The sequence below is a fragment of the Rhodanobacter aciditrophus genome (genome assembly GCF_050026795.1).
Classification (GTDB): Bacteria; Pseudomonadota; Gammaproteobacteria; order Xanthomonadales; family Rhodanobacteraceae; genus Rhodanobacter_A.
This window is the reverse complement of record NZ_JALBWP010000012.1, coordinates 384,105-404,315: the sequence shown is the minus strand read 5'-3', so window position 1 is coordinate 404,315 and position 20,211 is coordinate 384,105. Positions and strand designations below refer to the sequence as shown.

General features: G+C 69.4%; 21 protein-coding genes. 7 read left to right on the top strand and 14 right to left on the bottom strand.

Annotation, left to right across the window (positions count from 1 at the left end):
• Nucleotides 1–17: 17 nt before the first annotated feature.
• From ACQGNW_RS14865 to ACQGNW_RS14855, 3 genes are read left to right on the top strand one after another with little or no spacing between them, the layout of a single operon-like run.
• Nucleotides 18–1,316, top strand: coding sequence for an NAD(P)/FAD-dependent oxidoreductase (locus ACQGNW_RS14865; RefSeq protein ID WP_426664001.1), 1,299 nt, complete (start codon nt 18–20; stop codon nt 1,314–1,316).
• A complete protein-coding gene (locus ACQGNW_RS14860) occupies nt 1,313–1,657 on the top strand; it encodes a tRNA-binding protein (RefSeq protein ID WP_426664000.1) in 345 nt (114 codons plus the stop codon). The genes ACQGNW_RS14865 and ACQGNW_RS14860 overlap by 4 nt, the downstream gene beginning before the upstream one ends.
• A 1-nt stretch (nt 1,658) precedes the next feature.
• Nucleotides 1,659–2,093, top strand: a complete 435-nt coding sequence (locus ACQGNW_RS14855) for a GNAT family N-acetyltransferase (RefSeq protein WP_426663999.1) — start codon at nt 1,659–1,661, stop codon at nt 2,091–2,093.
• A gap of 77 nt (nt 2,094–2,170) precedes the next feature.
• Here ACQGNW_RS14855 and ACQGNW_RS14850 read toward each other — a convergent pair whose 3' ends face one another.
• The 3 genes from ACQGNW_RS14850 to ACQGNW_RS14840 all read right to left on the bottom strand — a co-directional run bounded on the left by ACQGNW_RS14850 (nt 2,171) and on the right by ACQGNW_RS14840 (nt 4,132).
• Entirely contained in the window at nt 2,171–2,569 is a 399-nt protein-coding gene (locus ACQGNW_RS14850) for a VOC family protein (RefSeq protein ID WP_426663998.1), read from the bottom strand.
• Nucleotides 2,570–2,594: 25 nt separating this feature from the next.
• Entirely contained in the window at nt 2,595–3,080 is a 486-nt protein-coding gene (locus tag ACQGNW_RS14845) for a DUF120 domain-containing protein (protein WP_426663997.1), read from the bottom strand.
• Nucleotides 3,081–3,208: 128 nt separating this feature from the next.
• On the bottom strand, nt 3,209–4,132 hold the full coding sequence (locus ACQGNW_RS14840; protein WP_426663996.1) for an MBL fold metallo-hydrolase: 924 nt from the start codon (nt 4,130–4,132) through the stop codon (nt 3,209–3,211).
• A gap of 184 nt (nt 4,133–4,316) precedes the next feature.
• Between ACQGNW_RS14840 and ACQGNW_RS14835 the strand changes: the two genes are divergently transcribed.
• Together ACQGNW_RS14835 and ACQGNW_RS14830 are read left to right on the top strand one after the other, a co-directional pair.
• Nucleotides 4,317–5,213 (top strand): sulfotransferase family protein, encoded by an 897-nt coding sequence (locus tag ACQGNW_RS14835; RefSeq protein ID WP_426663995.1) that lies wholly within the window; start codon nt 4,317–4,319, stop codon nt 5,211–5,213.
• Nucleotides 5,214–5,343: 130 nt separating this feature from the next.
• The gene (locus ACQGNW_RS14830) at nt 5,344–5,742 is read left to right on the top strand and encodes a TonB-dependent receptor (protein WP_426663994.1); all 399 of its coding nucleotides are present in this window, start codon (nt 5,344–5,346) and stop codon (nt 5,740–5,742) included.
• 16 nt (nt 5,743–5,758) lie between these two features.
• Here ACQGNW_RS14830 and ACQGNW_RS14825 read toward each other — a convergent pair whose 3' ends face one another.
• The 8 genes from ACQGNW_RS14825 to ACQGNW_RS14790 form a co-directional block, all read right to left on the bottom strand.
• Entirely contained in the window at nt 5,759–6,430 is a 672-nt protein-coding gene (locus ACQGNW_RS14825) for a thiopurine S-methyltransferase (protein WP_426663993.1), read from the bottom strand.
• 37 nt (nt 6,431–6,467) lie between these two features.
• On the bottom strand, nt 6,468–7,475 hold the full coding sequence (locus ACQGNW_RS14820; RefSeq protein ID WP_426664778.1) for an NAD(P)H-quinone oxidoreductase: 1,008 nt from the start codon (nt 7,473–7,475) through the stop codon (nt 6,468–6,470).
• 73 nt (nt 7,476–7,548) lie between these two features.
• Entirely contained in the window at nt 7,549–8,298 is a 750-nt protein-coding gene (locus ACQGNW_RS14815) for a 2OG-Fe(II) oxygenase (protein ID WP_426663992.1), read from the bottom strand.
• Nucleotides 8,299–8,426: 128 nt separating this feature from the next.
• Entirely contained in the window at nt 8,427–9,893 is a 1,467-nt protein-coding gene (locus ACQGNW_RS14810; RefSeq protein WP_426663991.1) for a DHA2 family efflux MFS transporter permease subunit, read from the bottom strand.
• Nucleotides 9,890–10,672: a DUF899 domain-containing protein gene (locus ACQGNW_RS14805; protein WP_426663990.1), complete on the bottom strand. Its 783-nt coding sequence runs from the start codon at nt 10,670–10,672 to the stop codon at nt 9,890–9,892. Before ACQGNW_RS14805 ends, ACQGNW_RS14810 begins: the two co-directional genes overlap by 4 nt.
• Before the next feature lie 88 nt (nt 10,673–10,760).
• On the bottom strand, nt 10,761–11,462 hold the full coding sequence (locus tag ACQGNW_RS14800; RefSeq protein WP_426663989.1) for a pirin family protein: 702 nt from the start codon (nt 11,460–11,462) through the stop codon (nt 10,761–10,763).
• Between the two features lie 88 nt (nt 11,463–11,550).
• The gene (locus tag ACQGNW_RS14795) at nt 11,551–12,033 is read right to left on the bottom strand and encodes a hypothetical protein (protein WP_426663988.1); all 483 of its coding nucleotides are present in this window, start codon (nt 12,031–12,033) and stop codon (nt 11,551–11,553) included.
• Entirely contained in the window at nt 12,030–12,617 is a 588-nt protein-coding gene (locus ACQGNW_RS14790; RefSeq protein WP_426663987.1) for a flavodoxin domain-containing protein, read from the bottom strand. The genes ACQGNW_RS14795 and ACQGNW_RS14790 overlap by 4 nt, the downstream gene beginning before the upstream one ends.
• Nucleotides 12,618–12,764: 147 nt before the next feature.
• On the opposite strand from ACQGNW_RS14790, the gene ACQGNW_RS14785 reads away from it, so the two are divergent.
• Complete coding sequence (locus ACQGNW_RS14785) at nt 12,765–13,028, top strand: DksA/TraR family C4-type zinc finger protein (protein WP_426663986.1); 264 nt, start codon at nt 12,765–12,767, stop codon at nt 13,026–13,028.
• A 206-nt stretch (nt 13,029–13,234) separates the two neighbouring features.
• On the top strand, nt 13,235–14,404 hold the full coding sequence (locus tag ACQGNW_RS14780) for a hypothetical protein (RefSeq protein ID WP_426663985.1): 1,170 nt from the start codon (nt 13,235–13,237) through the stop codon (nt 14,402–14,404).
• Between the two features lie 18 nt (nt 14,405–14,422).
• Here ACQGNW_RS14780 and ACQGNW_RS14775 read toward each other — a convergent pair whose 3' ends face one another.
• Genes ACQGNW_RS14775 through ACQGNW_RS14765 form a run of 3 tightly spaced genes read right to left on the bottom strand, consistent with a single transcriptional unit; the run spans nt 14,423 to nt 20,186 of the window.
• The gene (locus ACQGNW_RS14775) at nt 14,423–15,898 is read right to left on the bottom strand and encodes a class I SAM-dependent DNA methyltransferase (protein ID WP_426663984.1); all 1,476 of its coding nucleotides are present in this window, start codon (nt 15,896–15,898) and stop codon (nt 14,423–14,425) included.
• Entirely contained in the window at nt 15,895–17,361 is a 1,467-nt protein-coding gene (locus ACQGNW_RS14770; protein WP_426663983.1) for a restriction endonuclease subunit S, read from the bottom strand. The genes ACQGNW_RS14775 and ACQGNW_RS14770 overlap by 4 nt, the downstream gene beginning before the upstream one ends.
• A gap of 44 nt (nt 17,362–17,405) precedes the next feature.
• A complete protein-coding gene (locus ACQGNW_RS14765; RefSeq protein WP_426663982.1) occupies nt 17,406–20,186 on the bottom strand; it encodes a type I restriction endonuclease subunit R in 2,781 nt (926 codons plus the stop codon).
• Between the last annotated feature and the right edge of the window lie 25 nt (nt 20,187–20,211).

Sequence of the window (20,211 nt, the reverse complement as noted above, 5' to 3'; positions counted from 1 at the left end):
GCACAGGGGCGCCAGGCATGAAGCAAGCACCGGTTCCGTCGTATTACCGCGCCACGGCCACGCCATACGAGACGTATCCGCCGCTGCAAGGGCGGCATGAAACACGGGTGGCCATCGTGGGCGGCGGTTACGCGGGACTCAACACCGCCCTGGGCCTGGCCGAACGCGGCGTGCGCGACGTGGTGCTGCTGGAGCGCGAGCAGATCGGCTTCGGCGCCTCCGGACGCAACGGCGGCTTCGTGTTCGCCGGCTATTCGCTGGGCGAGCAGGCGCTGCTCGACCAGCTCGGCGAGGCGCGCGCCCGCGCCCTGTTCGGCCTGACCACGGCGGCGGTGCAGCGCATCCGCGCGCGCGTGGCCAGCTACGCCATCGCCTGCGACGCGGTGGACGAGGGCGTGATCTGGGCGAACTGGTTCCGCGATCCCGAGGTGCTGCGCCAGCGCCAGCAGTTGCTGGCCGACCGCTACGGCGTGCACTGGGTCTGGCTGCCGCGGGAGGAGCTGCGCGAGCGCGTGCGCAGCGAGCGTTATCACGACGGCCTGTACGAGCGCAACGCGCTGCACCTGCACCCGCTCAACTACGCCATCGGCCTGGCGAAGGCCGCGGCCGGGCAGGGCGTGCGCATCCACGAAGAGAGCGAAGTGTGGCAACTCAAGCGCGAGGGGTCGCGCTGGCTGCTCAGCACGCCGCACGGGGAACTGCTCGCCGAGCAGGTGGTGCTGGCCTGCGGCGGCTACCTCGCCGGCCTGCGCAAGCCCATCGACCGCGCGGTGCTGCCGATCGCCACCTACGTGATGGCCACCGAGCCGCTGGGCGAACGCCTCGCCGAATGCCTCGCCACGCGCGCGGCGGTCTACGACACGCGCTTCGCCTTCGACTACTACCGTGCGCTGCCCGACACGCGCCTGCTGTGGGGCGGCCGCATCTCCATCCGCAACCGCTCGCCGCAGGCGGTGCAGCGGCTGCTCAGGCATGACCTGTCGCGGGTGTTCCCGAAGCTCGGGGATGCGAAGATCGACTATGCGTGGTCGGGCCTGATGAGCTATGCCCGCCACCAGATGCCCCAGCTCGGCCGTGGCGAAGGCGAGGACGCCGGCCTGTGGTGGGCGCAGGCCTTCGGCGGCCATGGCCTCGCGCCCACCTGCGCGGCGGGCGAACTGCTCGCCGCGGCGATCGCCGAGGGCGACGAGGGTTGGCGCCAGTTCGCGGACTACGGGCTGGCCAGCGCGTACAAGCCGCTGGGCCTGCTCGCCGCGCAATGCAGCTACTGGTGGCAGCAGGCGCGCGACGGATTCAAGACGAGGCTGGAAGGATGAGCGAAGCGACGACGGAGATCGGCTGGGCGGATTTCGCCAAGGTGCTGATCGTGGCCGGCACGATCACCCGGGTGGAAGCCTTTCCCGAGGCGCGCAAGCCGGCGTGGAAGGTGTGGGCCGACTTCGGCCCCTACGGCGAGAAGAAGACCAGCGCGCAGATCGTGGCGCTTTACAAGGCCGAAGACCTGGTGGGCCGGCAGATCGTGGGCGTGATCAACTTCCCCGAGAAGCAGATCGGCCCGTTCCGCTCGCAGTTCCTGCTCACCGGCTTCCCCACGTCCGAGGGCGTGGTGCTCACCGCGCTCGAGCGCCCGGTGCCGAACGGCACGCGGCTGGCCTGAGATGGCCACGCTGCGCCCGGCACGCATCGGGGACGCCGCGGAGATCGCCCGCCTGGCCGGCGAACTCGGCTACCCGGCGGAGGTGGCGGCGATGGATGCCCGCCTGCGCGCAATCCTGCCGTTGCCGCAGCACCGCGTGATGGTGGCGCAGGGCGAACGCGGCGGCCTGCTCGGCTGGATCGCGGTCGAGCGCCGGCTCACGCTGGAGTCGGGCGAGCGTATCGAGATCGCGGGACTGGTGGTGGACGCCGCCGCGCGCGGCACCGGCATCGGGCGCGCCCTGGTGACGGATGCCGAGAAGTGGGCGCTTGCACAGGGCTTCGAGGCGATCGGCGTGCGCTCAAACGTGGCGCGCGAAGGCTCGCATCCGTTCTACGAGAACCTGGGGTACGTACGGACCAAGACACAGCATGCGTATCGCAAGCCGTTGGGGTGAACAGCGCGCTGGTGGTGAAGCCGCTCCGCTCACCGTTCTCCGTGCCTGCGTCTGCGCGGGGAGAGGAACGCGCACGCCTACCACTCGCGGGGCTGCAGGAGATCCCACAGGTTGCCGCAGAGATCCCGGAAGACCGCAACCACCCCGTAGGGCTCTTCCCTGGGCTCCCGCACAAATTCCACGCCCCGGCTTCGATAGCGCTCGTAATCCCGCCAGAAATCGTCGGTGTAGAGAAACAGGAACACGCGACCGCCCGTCTGCGCGCCGACGCGGGACTCCTGCTCTTCCGTGGATGCCCTGGCAAGCAACAACCTGGACTCCGTTGCGCCAGGCGGCGACACGATGACCCAGCGCTTGTCCTGCCCGGGGATGTAGGTATCTTCGACAAGCGTGAAATCGAGCTTGCCGACAAAGAATTCCAGCGCCTCGTCGTAATCGCGAACGACGAGCGAAACGAGACCGAGAGCCTGCTTCATCGGCCGGTTGCCTCACGCTTCACCATCAACCCTCCCTGACCGGCGGCAATGAATGCGCTGACCGGACACCAGGGCGCCCGCATGCGCCCGTTGCCCATCCGGCGGGAACCTCCAGCGTCACCTCGTCGCCATCCTGGAGTCCGAATGCCGCCCGCAGTCCGAGCGGCGCGATGATCTCGATGACCTCGGGATCGGGGCGTTCCCGCGCCGCTGTCGTCGTCGTCCACAGGAACGCGCGCTGTACGCCCAGGCTCCGCAGCCGGCACGGGAGCAGCAAGACGTCCCGTTCCCCGCCATAGTCCTCGCGCCCGAACCAGATGAGGTGGGGCTTCAGCTCCGCGGAATGCCAGTCGAACGCCTGCGGCAGGACGAGATTCAGCGACCCGGGGAATACGGCTATTCCCAGCTTGCCCTGATAGGCGGCGCTGAAACGTGCCAGCCAGCGGGACGCATCGCCTTTGCCGGGCTGCACGCGGCCCACGAGTGTCGTTGGCGTAGGGACGGTCTGCATCACACGAAGCATACCTTCAGGACCGGGGTTTCTCGGCAATGGATGCCTGGCGTCAGGAGGAGAAGCCGTCCGGTCGCAAGCAGAACCGTCTCTCTGCCGTGACCGCGCGGCGCGCCGCGGATCGGACCTCACTGCTGGTCCAGCCACACCTCCAGCCCCTGCGCGTTCAGCTCGATGTCCATGCCAAGCAGCGCGACCAGCGCCGCACGCCCCTGCGTCCAGCCGTGTGCGGCGGCACGCCCGGCGTAGAGATCGGTGAGCGCCCCGGTCAGCACGGCGTGGCGATCGGGCTGGTCCTGCGCGGCGCGGGCAATCGCCACCATCGCGTCGATCTGCGCATGCAGGTCGCCGGCGAGCTTCGCCACGTGCTCGACGCGACCGTAGTGGGTGAGATGCATCGCCGCGGGCTGCAGCGCAACGAGGCGGCGGATCGAGGCGTGCAGCGCCGCGGGATCGAACTGCACCGGCGAGGTGGTGGGCAGGATGAACGGGCCGTTCGCGGTGTCGAACTCGCGGTAGGACAGGCCGAACACGTCGCCGGTGAAGCAGCTGTTGCTGCGCTCGTCGTGCACGGCGAGGTGGTGCCTCGCGTGGCCGGGCGTGTCGAGGCACAGCAGGGTGCGGCCGGCGAGATCGACGACGTGGCCGTCCGGCGCCTCGACCACGCGCTCGGCCGGCACCGGGCGCAGGCGGCCGTAGGTGGACTCCATCACTTCCTCGCCGTAGACCGCGCTGGCGCCGGCCCACAGCCTGGAGGGATCGATCATGTGCCGCGCCCCGCGCGGATGCACCGCCAGCCTCGCGTTCGGCAGCCGCGCGAGCAGCTCGCCCGCGCCGCCGGCATGGTCCAGGTGCACGTGGGTGAGGATCAGCCAGTCCACGTCGCCCGGCGCGAGGCCGGCAGCGTCGAGTGCGGCCAGCATGCGCGGCACCGCGAAGTTGGTACCGCAGTCGACGAAGGCGCCGCGGCCGCGCTCGACGATGAGGTATGCCGCATCGAAACACGGCCGCACGAAGCCGGTGTCGATGGTGTGGATGCCATGTGCCGTCATCGCCGGCTCCGTTGCTGCGGGTGTTCCCAGCGTAGCAAATGCGCCGCCGGCACCCTGCCTGGCACCGGCCGGCGCCAGGCGGCCGGGCTTTGTAAAGTTATGTAATGCGTCGCCGTCGCGGGTGGACGAGCTGGTAGGTTCGCGGACGGTTGCGAGTTTGTCGCTTCGGTACGGCAGGGCCAGCATGCAGCGCATCTTCATCGTCGGCTGTCCGCGCTCCGGAACTACGCTGGTGCAGGCGATGCTGGCGCGGCATCCCGCCGTGCTGACCTTGCCGGAGACGGCGTTCTTCGAACACCTGTACGGCAATCTCGAATGGCGTTGGGGCGACAGCGGCGCCAGACAGCGGCGGCGCCTGCGGCAGCGGCTGGGCCTGGCGCACCAGCAGGCGCGCGCGACGCTCGGGCGCTTGCGCAGGCAGTTGCCGTCTCTGCGCGGCCTGCCGTACTGGCCGTTGCGCACGGCGAGTTGCGCGCGCCGTTTCATCGGCCTGCTCGATGCCAGCGCGCGGGCCGAGGGACGCACGGCGTGGATCGAGAAGACGCCCTGCCACCTGCTCTACATCCCCGAAATCGAGCAGCACCTGCCCGATGCGCATTTCGTGCACGTGATCCGCCATGGCGAGGACGTGCTGGCCTCGATCACGGATGCGAGCCTGCGCTACGAGGATCAGGCCGCCTTCAGCGGCGGCCTGGCGAAGTGGTCGCGACGCTGGAACCGGGCGGCCATGATCCATGGCATGCATGCCGCCTCCCCCCGCCACCATTTCGTGTTCCTGGACGATCTGGTGCGCGACACGCAACGCGAGTGGCGGAGCCTGTGCGCCTTCCTGGGGCTGGACCCCAGGGTTGAGCTCGAATCCAGCCGCGTGCAGTCGATCGCCGACCTGCACGAGGAGCCCTGGAAGCACGAGGCAGTGAGCGGCCAGCTGGGCAGGCCGCGGCGCAAGGCGGAGAACCTGTTCGGCCCGCAGACGCGCGAATGGCTGCTTCGGCAGCTGACGCCGTACGAGGAACTCCGCCGCGAGTGCCGGAACGGCGGGCGGCACGCGGAGGCAGCCGTCCGCCAGCTGCGCCGCTGAGGCGCACCGGCTCCGCGGACCGGTGGCGCGCGGCCCCGGCAGCGGCGGCCGAAGCGGTATACGCTGTCCCCTGCGTGACAGGCCGCGGCGGCACCGCGGCCATCGCATCCTTCAAATGGGAGGGGACGGCATGAACTTCGACAGGAAATACCTGGTGTGGGCGCTCGGCTACCTGATCGTCGGCATGGGCGTGGGGCTGTACATGGCGGCCTCGAAGAACCACGCGCAGCTGGTGGCACACGCGCATATCCTGATGGTCGGCTTCGCGGTGTCCTTCATCTACAGCGTCATCCATCGGCTGTGGCTGGAACGGCCGGCCAGGGGGCTGGCTACCGCGCAGTTCGCCCTGCACCAGGCCGCCGCCATCGCGATGTGCGTCGGCCTGCTGCTGCTCTACGGCGGCGTGTTGCCGGAATCCACGCTGGCGCCGCTGCTGGGCGTCGGCTCGCTGGGCGTGCTGCTGGCCGCGTTGCTGATGATCTGGCTGGTGCGCCAGTCGGGCCGGACTGACCCGGCCGCGTCGCGCTGATCCGCCGCCGCCGCGGTCACCGCCGCGGCGCGGGCCGGCGCCGCAGGCGGTAGACGGCGGTGTGCAGTGCCGTCACGCCATCCTCCTGGAACCTCGGCTGGGAGGCGAGGATGTCGCGGCGGTCGATCTGCTCCACCTGCCAGTCCCGATCGAGCAGGGCATGCACGCTGTCGGCGTCCACCGCGAACGGCGGGCCTTCCATTTCGTGCTGCGGATACTCCAGCGTGATCATCAGCCCGCGGCAGCCCGCCGGCAGGCGGGCGTAGACCTCGCGCGCATAGCGCTCGCGCAGCGGCGGCGGCAGCGCGATCACGGCGGCGCGGTCGTACACCGCGGTGCAGGACGCAAGCGTGGCGTCGTCCAGCGCGAACACGTCGCCCTGGATGATCTCGATATTGCCGGCCACGTGGTGCACGCCCATGGGCGACTCGCGCCGTTCGGGCGTCAGCCCCTGTTCGGCGAAGAACTGTTCCACCGCCAGCGGCGACAGCTCCACGCCGAGCACGCGATGTCCCTGTCCGGCCAGCCAGGGCATGTCGAGTGTCTTTCCGCACAGCGGCACCAGCACGCGGCTGTCGCGCGGCAGCGCCAGCGCCGGCCAGTGCTGCAGCAGCAACGGCAGCGGCGTGTCGCGATGGAAGCCGGTGCGACCTTCGCGCCAGCGCTGCAGCCAGAATTCCGCTTGCATGGTTCGTCTCCTCCGGATGGTTTCGGTGCGCCGACGCTCAGTCGTCCCAGCGCAGCACCAGCTTGCCGATGTGTGCGCTCGCCTCCATCAGCGCATGTGCGCGGGCGGCGTCGCGCGCGGGCAGTACCGCGTGGATCACCGGGCGCAGCTTGCCCGCTTCCAGCAGCGGCCAGACTTCGCGGTGCAACTCGCGGGCCAGCTCGCCCTTGAAGGCGACCGGCCGGTTGCGCAGGGTGGAACCGGTGAGCGTGAGGCGGCGGCGCATCAGCAGACCGGCGTCGATCCGCGCCTCGCGCCCGCCCATGGTGGCGATCACCACCAGCCGGCCGCCTTCGGCCAGCGCCTCCAGTTCGCGCGGGACGTAGTCGCCGGCGACGTGGTCGAGGATCACGTCCACGCCGCGGCCGCCGGTGGCCTGCTTCGTCTCCGCCACGAAGTCCTGGGTGCGGTAGTTGATCGCCTTTTCCGCGCCCAGCCGCTCGCAGGCGGCGCATTTCTCCGCGCTGCCCGCGGTGGCAAACACGCGGTGGCCGAACGCCCGCGCCAGCTGGATCGCGGTGACGCCGATGCCGCTGGTGCCGCCCTGCACCAGCAGGCTTTCGTGCGGGCCGCCTTCGCCGCGGCCCAGCGCGCCGCGCACGAACACGTTGCTCCACACGGTGAAAAAGTTTTCCGGCAGCGCTGCCGCCTCGACCAGCGAGAGGCCGGCGGGCACCGGCAGGCACTGCGCCAGCGGCGCCGCCGCATAGGCCGCGTAGCCGCCCCCGGCGAGCAGCGCGCACACCGTGTCGCCGGGCTTGAGGCCGAACGGGTTGTCGCCGCGAAAGTCGCTTTCGAGCAGGACACCGGCCACCTCCAGCCCCGGCAGTTCGGACGCGCCGGGCGGCGGCGCGTAGTGGCCTTGCCGCTGCAGTACGTCGGGCCGGTTCACGCCCGAGGCCGCCACCTTGATCAGCACTTCGCCGGGACCGGGCTTCGGCATCGGCCGTTGCGCCGGCTGCAGCACCTCCGGCGCGCCGTAGCGGACGATCTCGATGGCGTGCATGGTGGACATGGGGTTTCCCTGCGGGCGCGTTCACTCCAGTGTAGGCGACGACCCGCCGGCACAAGAGGGTTGTTCACTCCGCGTCGTGGAAGATCACGCCGAGCACGTGGCGCCGGCCCGTGCGCACCGTGCTCACCCCGTGGCGCATGCGCACCCGGTAGCTGCCGCGCGTGCCGTGCACCGGGCGCTGGTTCACCGCGAAGACCACCGCGTCGCCCTGCCGCAGCGGCACCACCTGCGCGCGCGACTGCATGCGCGGACGCTGCTCGGTCAGCACGAATTCGCCGCCGTCGAAATCCTCGCCGGGCGCGGAGAGCAGCACCGCCAGCTGCAGCGGGAACACGTGCTCGCCGTACAGGTCCTGGTGCAGGCAGTTGTAGTCGCCGGCGCCGTACCGCAGCAGCAACGGCGTGGGCCGGCGCTGGCCGTTGGCGTGGCATTGCGCGAGATAGTCCGCGAGCGTGGCGGGATAGCGCGCGGCCACGCCCAGCGCCTCGTTCCAGCGGTTGGCCAGCGGCGCGAGGTGCGGCCACGCTGCACGGCGCAGCGTTTCCACCGGTGCGGGCAGGGGATAGGCGAAGTAGCGGTACTCGCCGCGCCCGAAGCCGTGCCGCTCCATCGTCACGCGGCTGCGGAACAGGGCGTCGCAGGCATACAGCGCGGCCAGCTCGCGGCACGCGGCGGGCGGCAGCAGGCGCGGCAGCAGGGCATGGCCCTGCGCATCGAGGCTGGCCTCGACGTCGGGCCAGTCGCAGGCGTCCAGGCGTCGTTCGAGGGGGTGGATCTCGGGCGCGGGCACGGCGCGCGCGGGGGCGTGGTCCATTCGGCGGTATCCGTCAGGCAGTTGTGGTCCGCCGAGCATGCCCCCGGCCTGCGTCGCGCGCACTCCGGATCGTGCGCGGCAGCCGCAGCCTCAGGCCCGGTCCGGAGCCGCCGGGTCGCCGGTGCGGTTCAGGACTCCTCCGCGATGCGCGGCGCTTCGTGCGATGACGCGGCATGCGGGCGGGGACGCAGCAGTCCGCCGCCCAGCAGCGCCGCCAGGGTGGCGAACAGCGCGCCGGCGAGGAAGGCCGACTGGTAGCCGCCCACCAGCGCCGCGGCCTGGCCGGTGCCGGCGGCGAGCAGCTGCCCGCTGCGGGCGGCGGCCAGGCTGGCCAGCACTGCCAGGCCCAGCGCACCGCCCATCATGAAGGAGGTGTTGACGATGCCCGAGGCGAGCCCGGATTCCTGCGGCGCCACGTCGCCCATCGCCGCCAGCAGCACGGGGTTGAACGCGATGCCGGCGCCGAGGCCGAGCAGCAGCATGCCGGGCAGCACGTCCAGCGCGAAATGCCCGTCCACCGGCGCCCGCGCGAACAGCGCCAGCCCCAGCGCGGCCAGCAGCAGGCCCGCGGCCAGCGGCGCGCGGATGCCGAAGCGCATCACCATCCTTGCCGACAGCCCCAGCGAGAACGCCGCCATGATCAGGTTGGCCGGCAGGAAGGCCAGCCCCACCTGCAGCGGGCGATAGCCCAGCACCAGCTGCAGGTACAGCGCGGAGAGGAAGAACCAGGCGAACATCGCCGCCGCCCACAGCACGCCGGTGAGGTTGGCCACCGCGATGTTGCGCAGGCGGAACAGGCCGAGCGGGATCAGCGGCGCGCGTACCCGCGACTCCACCAGCAGGAACACCGCCAGCAGCGCCAGCGCCGCACCGAGCAGGCCCAGCGTGCGCAGCGACAGCCAGCCCGCCGCGTTGCCGTTCACCACCGCGTACACCGCCAGCAGCAGCGCGGCGGTGACGCTGATCGCGCCGGCCACGTCCAGGTGCCGGTGCGCCAGCGCCAGGCGCAGCGTGGGCAGCAGGCGCAGCGAGAGCAGCAGCACCGCCGCGCCGATAGGCAGGTTGATCAGGAACACCCAGTGCCAGCTCAGCGCCCCGGTCAGCGCACCGCCCAGCAGGGCGCCGAGGCTGCCGCCGCCGGAGCAGACGAAGCCGTACACGCCCATCGCCTTGGCGCGGTCGCCCGGCGTGGTGAACAGGTTCATGATCAGCGACAGCGCCACCGCGGTGACCACGGCGCCGCCCAGGCCCTGCACGCCGCGCGCCACCACCAGCATGGCCCGCGTGGCGGACAGCCCGCAGGCCAGCGAGGCCAGCGTGAACAGCGCGATGCCGAGCAGGAACAGCCGCCGGTGGCCGTACAGGTCGCCGAGCCGCCCACCCAGCAGCAGGAAGCCGCCGAAGGTGAGCATGTAGGCGTTCACCACCCAGGCCAGGTCGGTCTCGGTGAAGCGCAGGTCGGCGCGGATCGAGGGCAGCGCCACGTTCACCACCGTGGTGTCCAGCACGATCATCAGCACGCCGAGGCACAGCACGGCGAGCGCCAGCCAGCGGCGGTCGTGCGGCGGGGAGGATGCGGCAGCGTGTGCGTTCAAGGCGTGTCTCCACAGCAGGAAGCGGCGACGGCGCGTGGCTCGCCATCGTAGCGGTCGTGCAGGCGCTGCCAGTGCATGCCCTTGCCGTCGAGGTCGGGCATGCCGTCCCAGCCTTCGCCGCGGCCGAACGGCGTGAGATCGAGATAGTGGTGGGTGGTCAGCAGCACGTCCAGTCCGCGGGCATAGCTGGAATAGCTGTGGAACACGCGCTCGCCGTCGCGCAGGAACACGCTGACGCCGGGCAGCTCGCCCGCGAGGTTGCCGTGCTCGCCGCGCGCCAGCATCTCGGCCTTGTCGCGGTAGTTGTATTCCACCGGCGCCACCGCCTCGTCCTGGCTGACGTGGAAGTCGTAGTTGAAGTCGCTGCCCCACGACGAATACCACGGCAGCGTCCAGCCCATGCGCGCCTGGAAGCGCAGCAGCTCGTCCAGCGGCGCGCGCGAGACCAGCGCGAGCGTGGTGTCGCGCGCGTGCAGATGGGCGAGGTGGCCGATGTTGTCCACCAGGAAGGAGCAGCCGGGGCAACCCTCGCCGCGGTCGCGGAGGAACATGAAGTGGTACACGATCAGCTGGCGCCGGCCTTCGAACAGGCCGAGCAGGGTGGCTTCGCCGTGCGGCGTGTCGAACAGGTAAGGCTTGTCCACCGGCACGATCGGCAGCGCGCGGCGCTGCGCGTTCAGCCGGTCCAGCATGACGGTGGCGGCCTTCTCGGCAGCCAGCAGTTCCTTGCGGGCACCCAGCCAGGTTTCGCGGCTGGCAATGGCGGGGAGTGTCGGCATCGGTCGTCTCCGGGTCTGGTGTATTCCCGGAAACGACGAACGGGGCAGGCCGCAATCGACATGCCCCGTGATCGCGGTCGGACGTGGCTCAGGCGGCCACGTCCACCAGCACCAGCTCGGCATCCTCCAGCGCGGTGACGCGCAGAACGCGCTCGTCGCGGATCGCGGCGCCGTCGCGTGCCTCCAGCCTCACGCCGTTCAATTCCACCGCGCCGCGCGCCGGCACCAGGTAGGCGTGGCGGCCCGGCGCCATCGCGTATTCCGCCGTCTCGCCGGCCTGCAGCGTGGCGCCCAGCACGCGCGCGTTGGTGCGCAGGGGCAGGGCGTCGGGGTCGCCCGGGAGGCCGCTGGCCATCGCCACGAAGCGTCCGGCGCGCTCGCCCCTGGGGAACGGCCGCGTACCCCACGACGGCGGCTGGCCGTGCGCGTCGGGGATGATCCAGATCTGGAAGATGCGCGTGGTCTCGTCCTCCAGGTTGTACTCGGCGTGGGTGATGCCGCTGCCCGCGCTCATCACCTGCACGTCGCCGGCCACCGTGCGGCCCTTGTTGCCGAGGCTGTCCTGGTGGCTGATCGCGCCCTCGCGCACGTAGGTGATGATTTCCATGTCGGCGTGCGGGTGCGGCGGAAAGCCGGTGTGCGGCGCGATGGTGTCGTCGTTCCACACGCGCAGCGCGCCCCAGCCCATGCGCGCCGGGTCGTGGTAGCCGGCGAACGAGAAGTGATGCTTCGCGTCGAGCCAGCCGTGGTCGGCGCCGCCGAGGCGGTCGAAAGGCCTGCGTTCGATCATGGGAATGCCCTCATGGTTGGATGGCCACAGCATGAAGGCGAACGCGCCGCGGGAGAACGGGCGCGCGGCGAACGGATTGTTTCCGCGATCAGGCCGCTGCGCCCGACACCGACAGCGCCAGGCCCACGCAGGCGCCGAGGCAGGTGACCGCCAGCACGACGCGGAACGCGTGCAGCAGCCAGCCGCCGCCTTCGCCGCGCACGCCCAGCAGGAAGGCCGCCAGCGCGGCCACGAACAGCACGGTGCCGGCGGCGACCAGCGCCGGCGAACCCCGCAGCGTGCCCGCGATCACGCCGAGATTGCCGGCGTTGAACAGCAACCATTCGGCGGCCCGCCAGCGCGGCGGCGGCAGCCGCCCGGGCAGCCCGGCCTGGCCCAGCCCCAGCACGGCTTGCGCCACGCCTGCCACCAGCACCAGGTAGGCCACCATCCATACCAGCGGCCGGGTCGGTTCGTGTGCCACGGCGGCCGCCACGAAGCCCGCAGCCAGCAGGGCCGCCAGCGCCGTGAGCAGGAACGGCCGTGCCGCGCCGAGGCGCTCGTGCCATTCGACAGGAAGCGGCGTCCTCATGTGGACACCTTCGACGGGAGGGCGTCGGCACCGCGCGGCGCGGGCGGAGCGGCCAGCGCCGCAAGCTGCGCATGCCAGCGCTGCAGCGCCTGGGCGTCCTCGTCGTCCACCTCGATACGCGGAAACCACGCCTGCGCGCCGCCCGCCTGCAGCCAGGCGTCGAGCGCGCGGCCGAAGGCGCAGAAATCCCCGTAGCCGCGGTCGCCCAGCGCCAGCAGGCCGTAGCGCAGCTGCGCCAGCGCGGCGGGCTGCGCCATCGCCTCGTCGCTGAACGTCCCGGCCATGTCCGGCGGGTCGCCGTCGTAGGTGGTACTGGCAAGGAACAGCGCCTGGCCGGTGGCTTCCAGCAGCGGCCGGTCCAGCGCCTCGAAATCCACCACCTGCGCCGTGATGCCGGCGGCGCGCAACTGCTCGTAGGTGGCCTCGGCCAGATCCTCGGCCACGCCGGTCTGCGAGGCATAGGCGATCAGCAACGGGCCCGGTGCGAAGTGCGCGTCGGCGACGGGGCCGGACGGTTGCGCCGTGCGGTTGCCGGCCGGTGCGTCGGCCTGCTCCTGCAACCACGCCAGTTGAAACATGCCCATGCCGCCCGCCGGTGTCGCCGCTGTCGGCGGTCCATCCTAGCCATCGACGCCCGCAGCGCGCTGATGTGGGTCAAGCCCCGCCTGCTGGAAATCCCGCGCCGGCGGCCGCATATTTCAGAGTCAGCCATAGCGTGTGCGGAGGTTTCCATGGCTACCGGATGGGCCGGCGACGGCGCCGTGCAGGACCAGATCGACGCCACCGTCGCCGACGCGGTGCAGCGTGCCCGCGACCAGTTGAAGCGCGGCCCGGGCCTGGCCCGCTGCGAGGAATGCGACGCGCCGATTCCCGAGGCGCGCCGCCGCGCCATGCCAGGCGTGCGACTGTGCGTGGCCTGCCAGCAGGCGCAGGACGCCGAACGCGCGGCCAACCTCTACAACCGCCGCGGCAGCAAGGACAGCCAGCTGCGCTGAGCGGCCGTGGTTCTCCGCCGCGGCCGCGGTGTGCATGCGGCCGATTCGCGCGAATGCGAGCGGAGATGCGCCGCACGCGCCGATGGAACAGTCCGCACGGCCTGGAATTCAGGCGAGGCCGAATCCTCAGGCTCCCGCGCATTCATGCAAGGCCCAGCGCGAGTGCGCGACACTTCGCCTCTTTGCTCCCCACGAGGCGCGTGATCTTGCCTGATTCACTCCTTTCCCGCGGCGCGATGCTGCTGCTGGCCGCGGTGGGCTGCGCGCTGGCGGCTCCGGCCATGGCGACATCCGCGCCCGGGTTCGCGGGGCCACTGGCCGTGCACCTCCGCAGCGACAGCATCACGCTGCGCATGGCCAAGGCGCCGCAGCTCTACCTGGCCGGCACCATCGACGCCGCCGCGGTGGAGCAGATGCGGCAGCTGCTGCGCTCGGGCCGGGTGTCGCCCGGCACCGACATCTACCTCGACTCGTCCAGCGGCGACATCGCCGCCGGCATCGAGCTCGGCAGGCTGTTCCGCGCCGCCCGCCTCAGCACCCACCTCGGCACCTGGCACACGGGCTCGGCGCCGGCGCGGCCGGCCACCTGCCTCGACGCCTGCGCCTACGCCTGGCTGGGCGGCCTGTACCGCTGGTCGCCCAGCGGCACCGACCGCATTGGCCTGCACCAGAACCTGCTGCCCGACCGCGCCGCCGCCGAGCCCGGCGCGCCGCCGCCGGCCGAGCTGCGCGACTACGTCGCCGCGATGGACGTGGATCCCGCGCGCCTCGCCCAGGTGAGCGGCGCGATGGCGAACGGCATCGCCTGGTGGGACGCCGCCAGGCTGCTGCCCGCGCAGGTGGCGAACAACGGCCGCCTGCCGCTGGCGGCGTCCTACATGAAGACCCCCGGCGACGCGCCCCGGCTCGTGCTTTCGCAGACGGTGCGCGGCCGCGAGGACCAGGTGACGCTGCAGTGCGCGCCGGGCCAGGTCGCCCTGACAGCCCGCTACGCGGTGGGCGACGAACGCGCCCGCAGCCTGGCCGCCCGCGCGATGTACGCCTACTTCGAGGTGGGCGAGCAGGCCTGGCAGCCGCACCTGGGCAAGCGCCCGCAGGCGGACGGCGACGCGCTGGTGTTCGAGCGCCGCATGCCGTTCGCGGAACTCACGAATGTGCTGCGTACAGGTTCGCTGGGTGCCTGGGTCGAGATCACCGGCAGCCCGGTGCGGCTCGGCTTCTGGCTGGCGCCCTCGCTGGCCGAAAAACTCACGCAACCGTTCTATGCGGACTGCCAGGCCATGCAGCCCGGCTATGTGCCGCCGAAGGCGTCCGCGGGGCAGGCCAGGCCGTCGTTCTGGAAGCGGATCGGCCAGCGCCTGCGCGGAGGAGGTTGACCCTGCGGCGGCCCGGCGTCAGCGGTTGCCGTCATGCGAACCCGGCAGCGCCGCCGCCACCTCGCGGAACGACGCCAGCGCCGATTCCAGGTGCTCCACGATCTCCTGCGCCAGCACGTCCGGCGGGGGTAGGTTGTCGAGGTTGTCGAGGCTTTCGTCCTTGAGCCAGAAGATGTCGAGGCTGGCCTTGTCGCGGGCGACGAGCGTCTTGTAGTCGAAGTACTTGAAGCGCTCGGTTTCCTGGCGCTTGTGGCGGTTGGCCGGGTGGTAGCAGTCGATGAAGTCCTGCAGGTCCTCGCGCTTGAGCGGCTTGGTCTTGAGCGTGAAGTGCCTGTTGGTGCGCAGATCGTAGATCCACACGCCCTTGGTGTGAGCCTTCGGACTGGCTGGCTTCTTATCGAAGAACAGCACGTTCGCCTTCACGCCCTGCGCGTAGAAGATGCCGGTGGGCAGGCGCAGCAGGGTGTGCACGTCGCAGGTTTCCAGCAGCTTGCGGCGGATCTTCTCGCCGGCGCCGCCTTCGAACAGCACGTTGTCCGGCAGTACCACGGCGGCCTGGCCGGTGGTCTTGAGCATCGAGACGATGTGCTGCAGGAAGTTGAGCTGCTTGTTCGAGGTGGTCTGCCAGAAGTCCTGGCGCTCGTAGGTCAGCGCGTCGCGGTCTTCCTCGCCGTCCTCGTTGGTGATGGTCATGCTGCTCTTCTTGCCGAAGGGCGGATTGGCCAGCACGTAGTCGAAGGTCTTCCACGGTTCGGAGATCAGCGCGTCGGAGCGGTCCACGGCCGGCGTGCCATCCAGTTCACCGATGTTGTGCAAGAACAGGTTCATCAGGCACAGGCGGCGCGTGCCGGCGACGATCTCGTTGCCGTGGAAGGCCTCGTGGCGCAGGAACCTGGCCTGCTTGCGGTCGAGCGACGTGCCGGGGCGGGTGAGCCACTCGTGCACGCCGAGGAAAAATCCGCCAGTGCCGCAGGCCGGGTCCGCCACGGTCTTCATCGGCTCGGGGTTGACGCACTCGACCATCGCCTGGATCAGCGCGCGCGGGGTGAAGTACTGGCCGGCGCCGCTCTTGGTGTCCTCGGCGTTCTTCTGCAGCAGGCCTTCGTAGAGGTCTCCCTTCACGTCGGCATCCAGGCTCAGCCAGTTCTCCGCGTCGATCATCTGCACCAGCCGGGAAAGCTTGGCCGGGTCCTGGATCTTGTTCTGCGCCTTGAAGAAGATCGCGCCGAGCATGCCCGGCTCTTCGCCGAGCTTGTGCAGCACGTTGAGGTAGTGCGCCTCCAGCGGTTCGCCGGTTTTGCTCTTGAGGCTGTTCCAGTCGCAACTGCGCGGGATGTGGGTGGCGCGGTTGTGCGGCGGCTGGGCGTACTCGTGCGCGAGCTTGAGGAACAGCAGATAGGTGAGCTGTTCCAGGTAGTCGCCGTAGCCCACGCCGTCATCGCGCAGGGTGTGGCAGAAGTTCCAGATCTTCTGGACGAGGGTGTTGCTGTTCATGCGGTGGTCCTGGGCTTGCGGCCGCGTTGTTTCGCCGCGCTGTCGCGCATGGCGCGTTCGGCGCGGATGCGCTCCAGCAGCACGCTGGCGGGCTCGTCGTTGGGATCTTGCGGAACCAACTGGCCGGTGAAGGCGGCTTTGAGGATGTTCTTGCGCTGGGTGGTCGCTTGCTTCAAGGCCAGCTCGATGCTGGCCTCCTGCGCTGCCACGGCGTCAAGCATCGGGGAAAGCTGTTCCAAGATCTCGACGCCCTCATCTTCCGGGGCCACGGGAACGGGAAAAGCCCGCAGCATCGTCATATTGATAGACGCAAGATTGGTCGTCTGCTTGCCCGCCGTCTTGAACCAGGTCCTGCCAAATGTATTTCCGTGGTGTGAGATCAGCTCGGACGGAGTTGCAGGCAGGTAAGGCCGCAGTCGGAACACGTGATTTTGGTGGATGCATTCGGGCACTTCGCCGCGCCAGACCCAGCCACGGCCGAGTTTGTCGAGATCTCCGCCTTCGTTGAAGAGCACGTCCCGTGGCTGCAGGCGAAGGTCTTGGATGTCGGCCTCGGTAGCCTCGATGGTCCTAACTTGCGTGAGGTCGAGATAGCCACGTTGAACATTCGCCACCCGAAGGTAGGGCACTTCGCGAGTGGCTACCGTGGGCGAACGCTTCATACCCTTGGCGACACCCGAAGCGATGTCGCCGACCATATCCAGGCTCGCCCATGTCCACTTACTGGGCAGCACTGGCAAGTCTGCGGTATCTGGCGCGACAGGCTCAGGGTATTTGGCTTGCCAGCCCTTGGGTGGGGTCTTGCCTTGTTCGGCGTACTTGGCGAGTTGCTTGGCTTCCCAGCGAGCGCGGCGTTCGGTGAGGATGCGTTGGAGCAGGTCGGCGCCGGTTTCCTGGGGTTCGCCGGAGCGGGCGCGGGCGGCACGCCAGTCGGCGGTGAGGGCGCCTTCCACGGCGGCCTTCAGCAGCGACTGGCGGTACTGCGCCAGCTTGCGCTGCGCTGCCTTCAGTTCGGCCACGCCGGCGTCGAGGTCGGACAGCAGTTCTTCGAGCTTTTCGACGATGCGGGTTTGTTCGTGTCGTGGAGGGAGTGCGAATTTACGAGCCAGACTTTTACTGACCACAACAAATGGCTGAGCCGAGCCGCTTTTTATCCAGAAGTCTTCATCGTTAAGTGCGTACCACAAAAATTTGGTTTCGAACGCTTCCGGGTCAGGAATGATCACGTGCGTATTTGCTATCGCTGTCCATTCCCCATGTGCCAGAAATGACTTGCCACAACGCGCACCGACCGCAGAAACGACGATGCCATCCCCTTGATATTCAAAATGTTCAGTCCACACGTCGGGACCAGATGCACTGAAAGCCTGATAGAGCCGTCTTGATGGGAGGCTGCTCAACTTTCCTTTGATGAGTTTGGAGTTTCCCGCTCGTGTGGTGACCATTCCAGTGAGCTCGTTCACTACCCACCCAGTAGGGATATCACCGTTAGTCCAGACGCATAAGCTCAAGCCACCAACTCCTCATTCATTTCCGCCAGCAGCCCATCGAGCTGCTCGCCAAATACCTGCCACGCCTTCTGCAACCCGCCCTTGGCGGCGAGCTGGGCGTAGTCGAAATCTTCGGGGCTGATGGCACAGCTGGACGCGATGTGGTCCTTGATCAGCCGCAGCCACTCGGTCTGTTCGGGGGTGAACGACGTGGCGCGCTGCGCATTGTGCCGGAAGATCCAGGCCTGGAAACGCCTGTCCACGTTGTCGGCGAAGGGCCTAAGTTCGTCGTCCATCCCCAATGCGAAGCGCACCAGTGCCACCAGGTCGGTGAGCTGGCGGCGGGTGTCGGCGCCTTTCACCTTGCTGGCCTGCACGCGGGCATAGGCCGACCACAGGCGCTCGGTGGTGAGCATCAGCGGCGGGCGGCTCAGTGCTTCGTGCAGGTCTTCGATCATGGCGAAGGTGAGCGGGCGGCGCTGGTACGGCTGCGCGTAGAAGAAGCCCAGCGCGGCGATCTCGTCCTTGTGCTGGCTGAGGTAGTCGGCAAAGGCCTGCACGGTGGCCTGCGCCTTGGCCTCGGCCTGCGCGCCGTAGCCCGAGAAGGTGACCTGATCGAGGTTGAGGTGGTCGATCAGCTGCTCGTGCTCGCGGCGGGCGGTTTCCAGCATGTCTCGCAAGGCCGGATCGTCGAACGGCTGGCAGGCGGCGGTGATGCGCTGCTCGCGGGCGGCGTCGAGTTCGCCCGGGGTGAGGGTGTCCTCGCTGCGGGTGATGCCGGCGGCCTTGGCGGCGTCCAGCGCATCGGCCACCACGCGGTCCGGGTCCACCGCTTCGATCAGGCCGCGAGCCAGCTCGCGCAGGCTGAGTCCCTGGGCCGCCTGGGTGATGCGTGCCTGCGCCTTGTCGTCCAGCTGCTTGGCCATGCGCACCAGGCGGTTGCCGAGGCTGAGCACGGTGTCCTCGTCGCGCCCGCCGAAGGCGATGCTCTTGAGTAGTTGCTCCAGGCTGGCGCCGGGCTTCTTCTCCAGCGGGCGGCTTTCGGTCTTGAGCGACTTTTCCACGCCCACCGCGTCGATCAGCACGAAGCGGGTCTTGGCGCTGTCGGCGCTGCCGCTGACCTTCTTAAGCGACTCGACGTCCAGACTGCGCACGCCGCGGCCCTTCATCTGCTCGTAGTAGCCTTTGGAGCGCACGTCGCGCATGAACAGCAGCACTTCCAGCGGCTTCACGTCGGTGCCGGTGGCGATCATGTCCACGGTGACGGCGATGCGCGGGTGGTAGTCGTTGCGGAAGTTGGAGAGCACGGTGTCCGGGTCATCCTCGGCGCGGTAGGTGACCTTCTTGCAGAACGCGTTGCCCTCGCCGTAGACCTCGCGCACGATCTGGATGATGTCGTCGGCGTGGCTGTCGGTCTTGGCGAAGATCAGCGTCTTGGGCACTTCCTGCCGGCTGGGAAACAGGGCGTTTTCCACCGCACTCTTCATCGCCTGGATCACGGTGCGGATCTGGCTGGGGTTGACCACGGAGCGGTCCAGCTCTTTGCCGGTGTAGTCGATGTCCTCTTCCGTTTCGGCCCAGCGCTTTGCGCGGGTCTCGCGGTGGCGGTGGTCAACCCATTCCTTCGCCTTCACCTCGGCGCCGGCCTTGGTGATCTGGGTTTCGATTTCGTAGACGTCATAGCCCACGTTGACACCGTCGATCACCGACTGCTCGTAGCTGTATTCGGCCACCACGTTTTCGTTGAAGAAGCCGTAGGTGCGCTTGTCCGGGGTGGCGGTGAGGCCGATGAGGAAGGCGTCGAAGTAGTCCAGCACCTGCTTCCACAGGTTGTAGATGCTGCGGTGGCACTCGTCGATGACGATGAAGTCGAAGGTCTCGATCGGCACGGTCGGGTTGTAGCGGACTTCGCGCGCCGGCTTGGTGCCGGGCGGCAGCTCGGCCAGCGAGATGTCCTCGGCGGATTCGTCGATGGCCTCGCCGGAAAGGATCGAGTACATGCGCTGGATGGTGCTGATGCACACCTGCGCGTGCGGATCGATGCGGCTGCTGGCAAGGCGCTGCACGTTGTACAGCTCGGTGAACTTGCGGCCGTCGTCCGGCGGTGTGTAGGCCATGAACTCCTGGTGCGCCTGTTTGCCGAGGTTGCGGGTGTCGACCAGGAACAGGATGCGTTTGGCCCCGCCGAACTTCAGCAGCCGGTAGACCGAGGTGATGGCGGTGAAGGTCTTGCCGGCACCGGTGGCCATGTGTACCAGTGCGCGCGGTTTGGCCATCCCCAGCGACTTTTCCAGGCCAGTGACGGCACCGATCTGGCAGTCGCGCAGGTTGTCCGTCGGCAGCGGCGGCATCCGTGTCGCCAGCCGCTGGCGCAGGGTGTCGGGCTGGGCCGCCCATTCGGCCAGCGTGCGCGGCTGGAAGAAGTGGAACACCTCGCGGGCCCGTGGCCGCGGGTCGCCAGCGTCGGTGAAGTGGATGATCTGGCCGGTGCTCTCGTACAGAAAGCGCAACGGCGCGTTGTCCTTGCGCCACTTGAGCTGGGCGCCGGCGTAGCGCTCGGTCTGCGCCTCGTGCACGGTGAGGTTTTCGCCGGCTTCGTCCCGCTTGGCCTCGATGACACCCACCGGCTGGCGGTCCACGAACAGCAGGTAGTCGGCCGGGCCGGTGTCGGTGGGGAATTCGCGAACGGCAATGCCAGTTGCCGCGCCAAGGTTGAGGGTTCTGGTGTCCTGGATGAGCCAGCCCGCGTCTTGCAGCTTGCGATCAATCACTTCCCGTGCGCGCGCCTCGGGCGTCATGGGCGATTCCCCTGCGTCGTTCCTG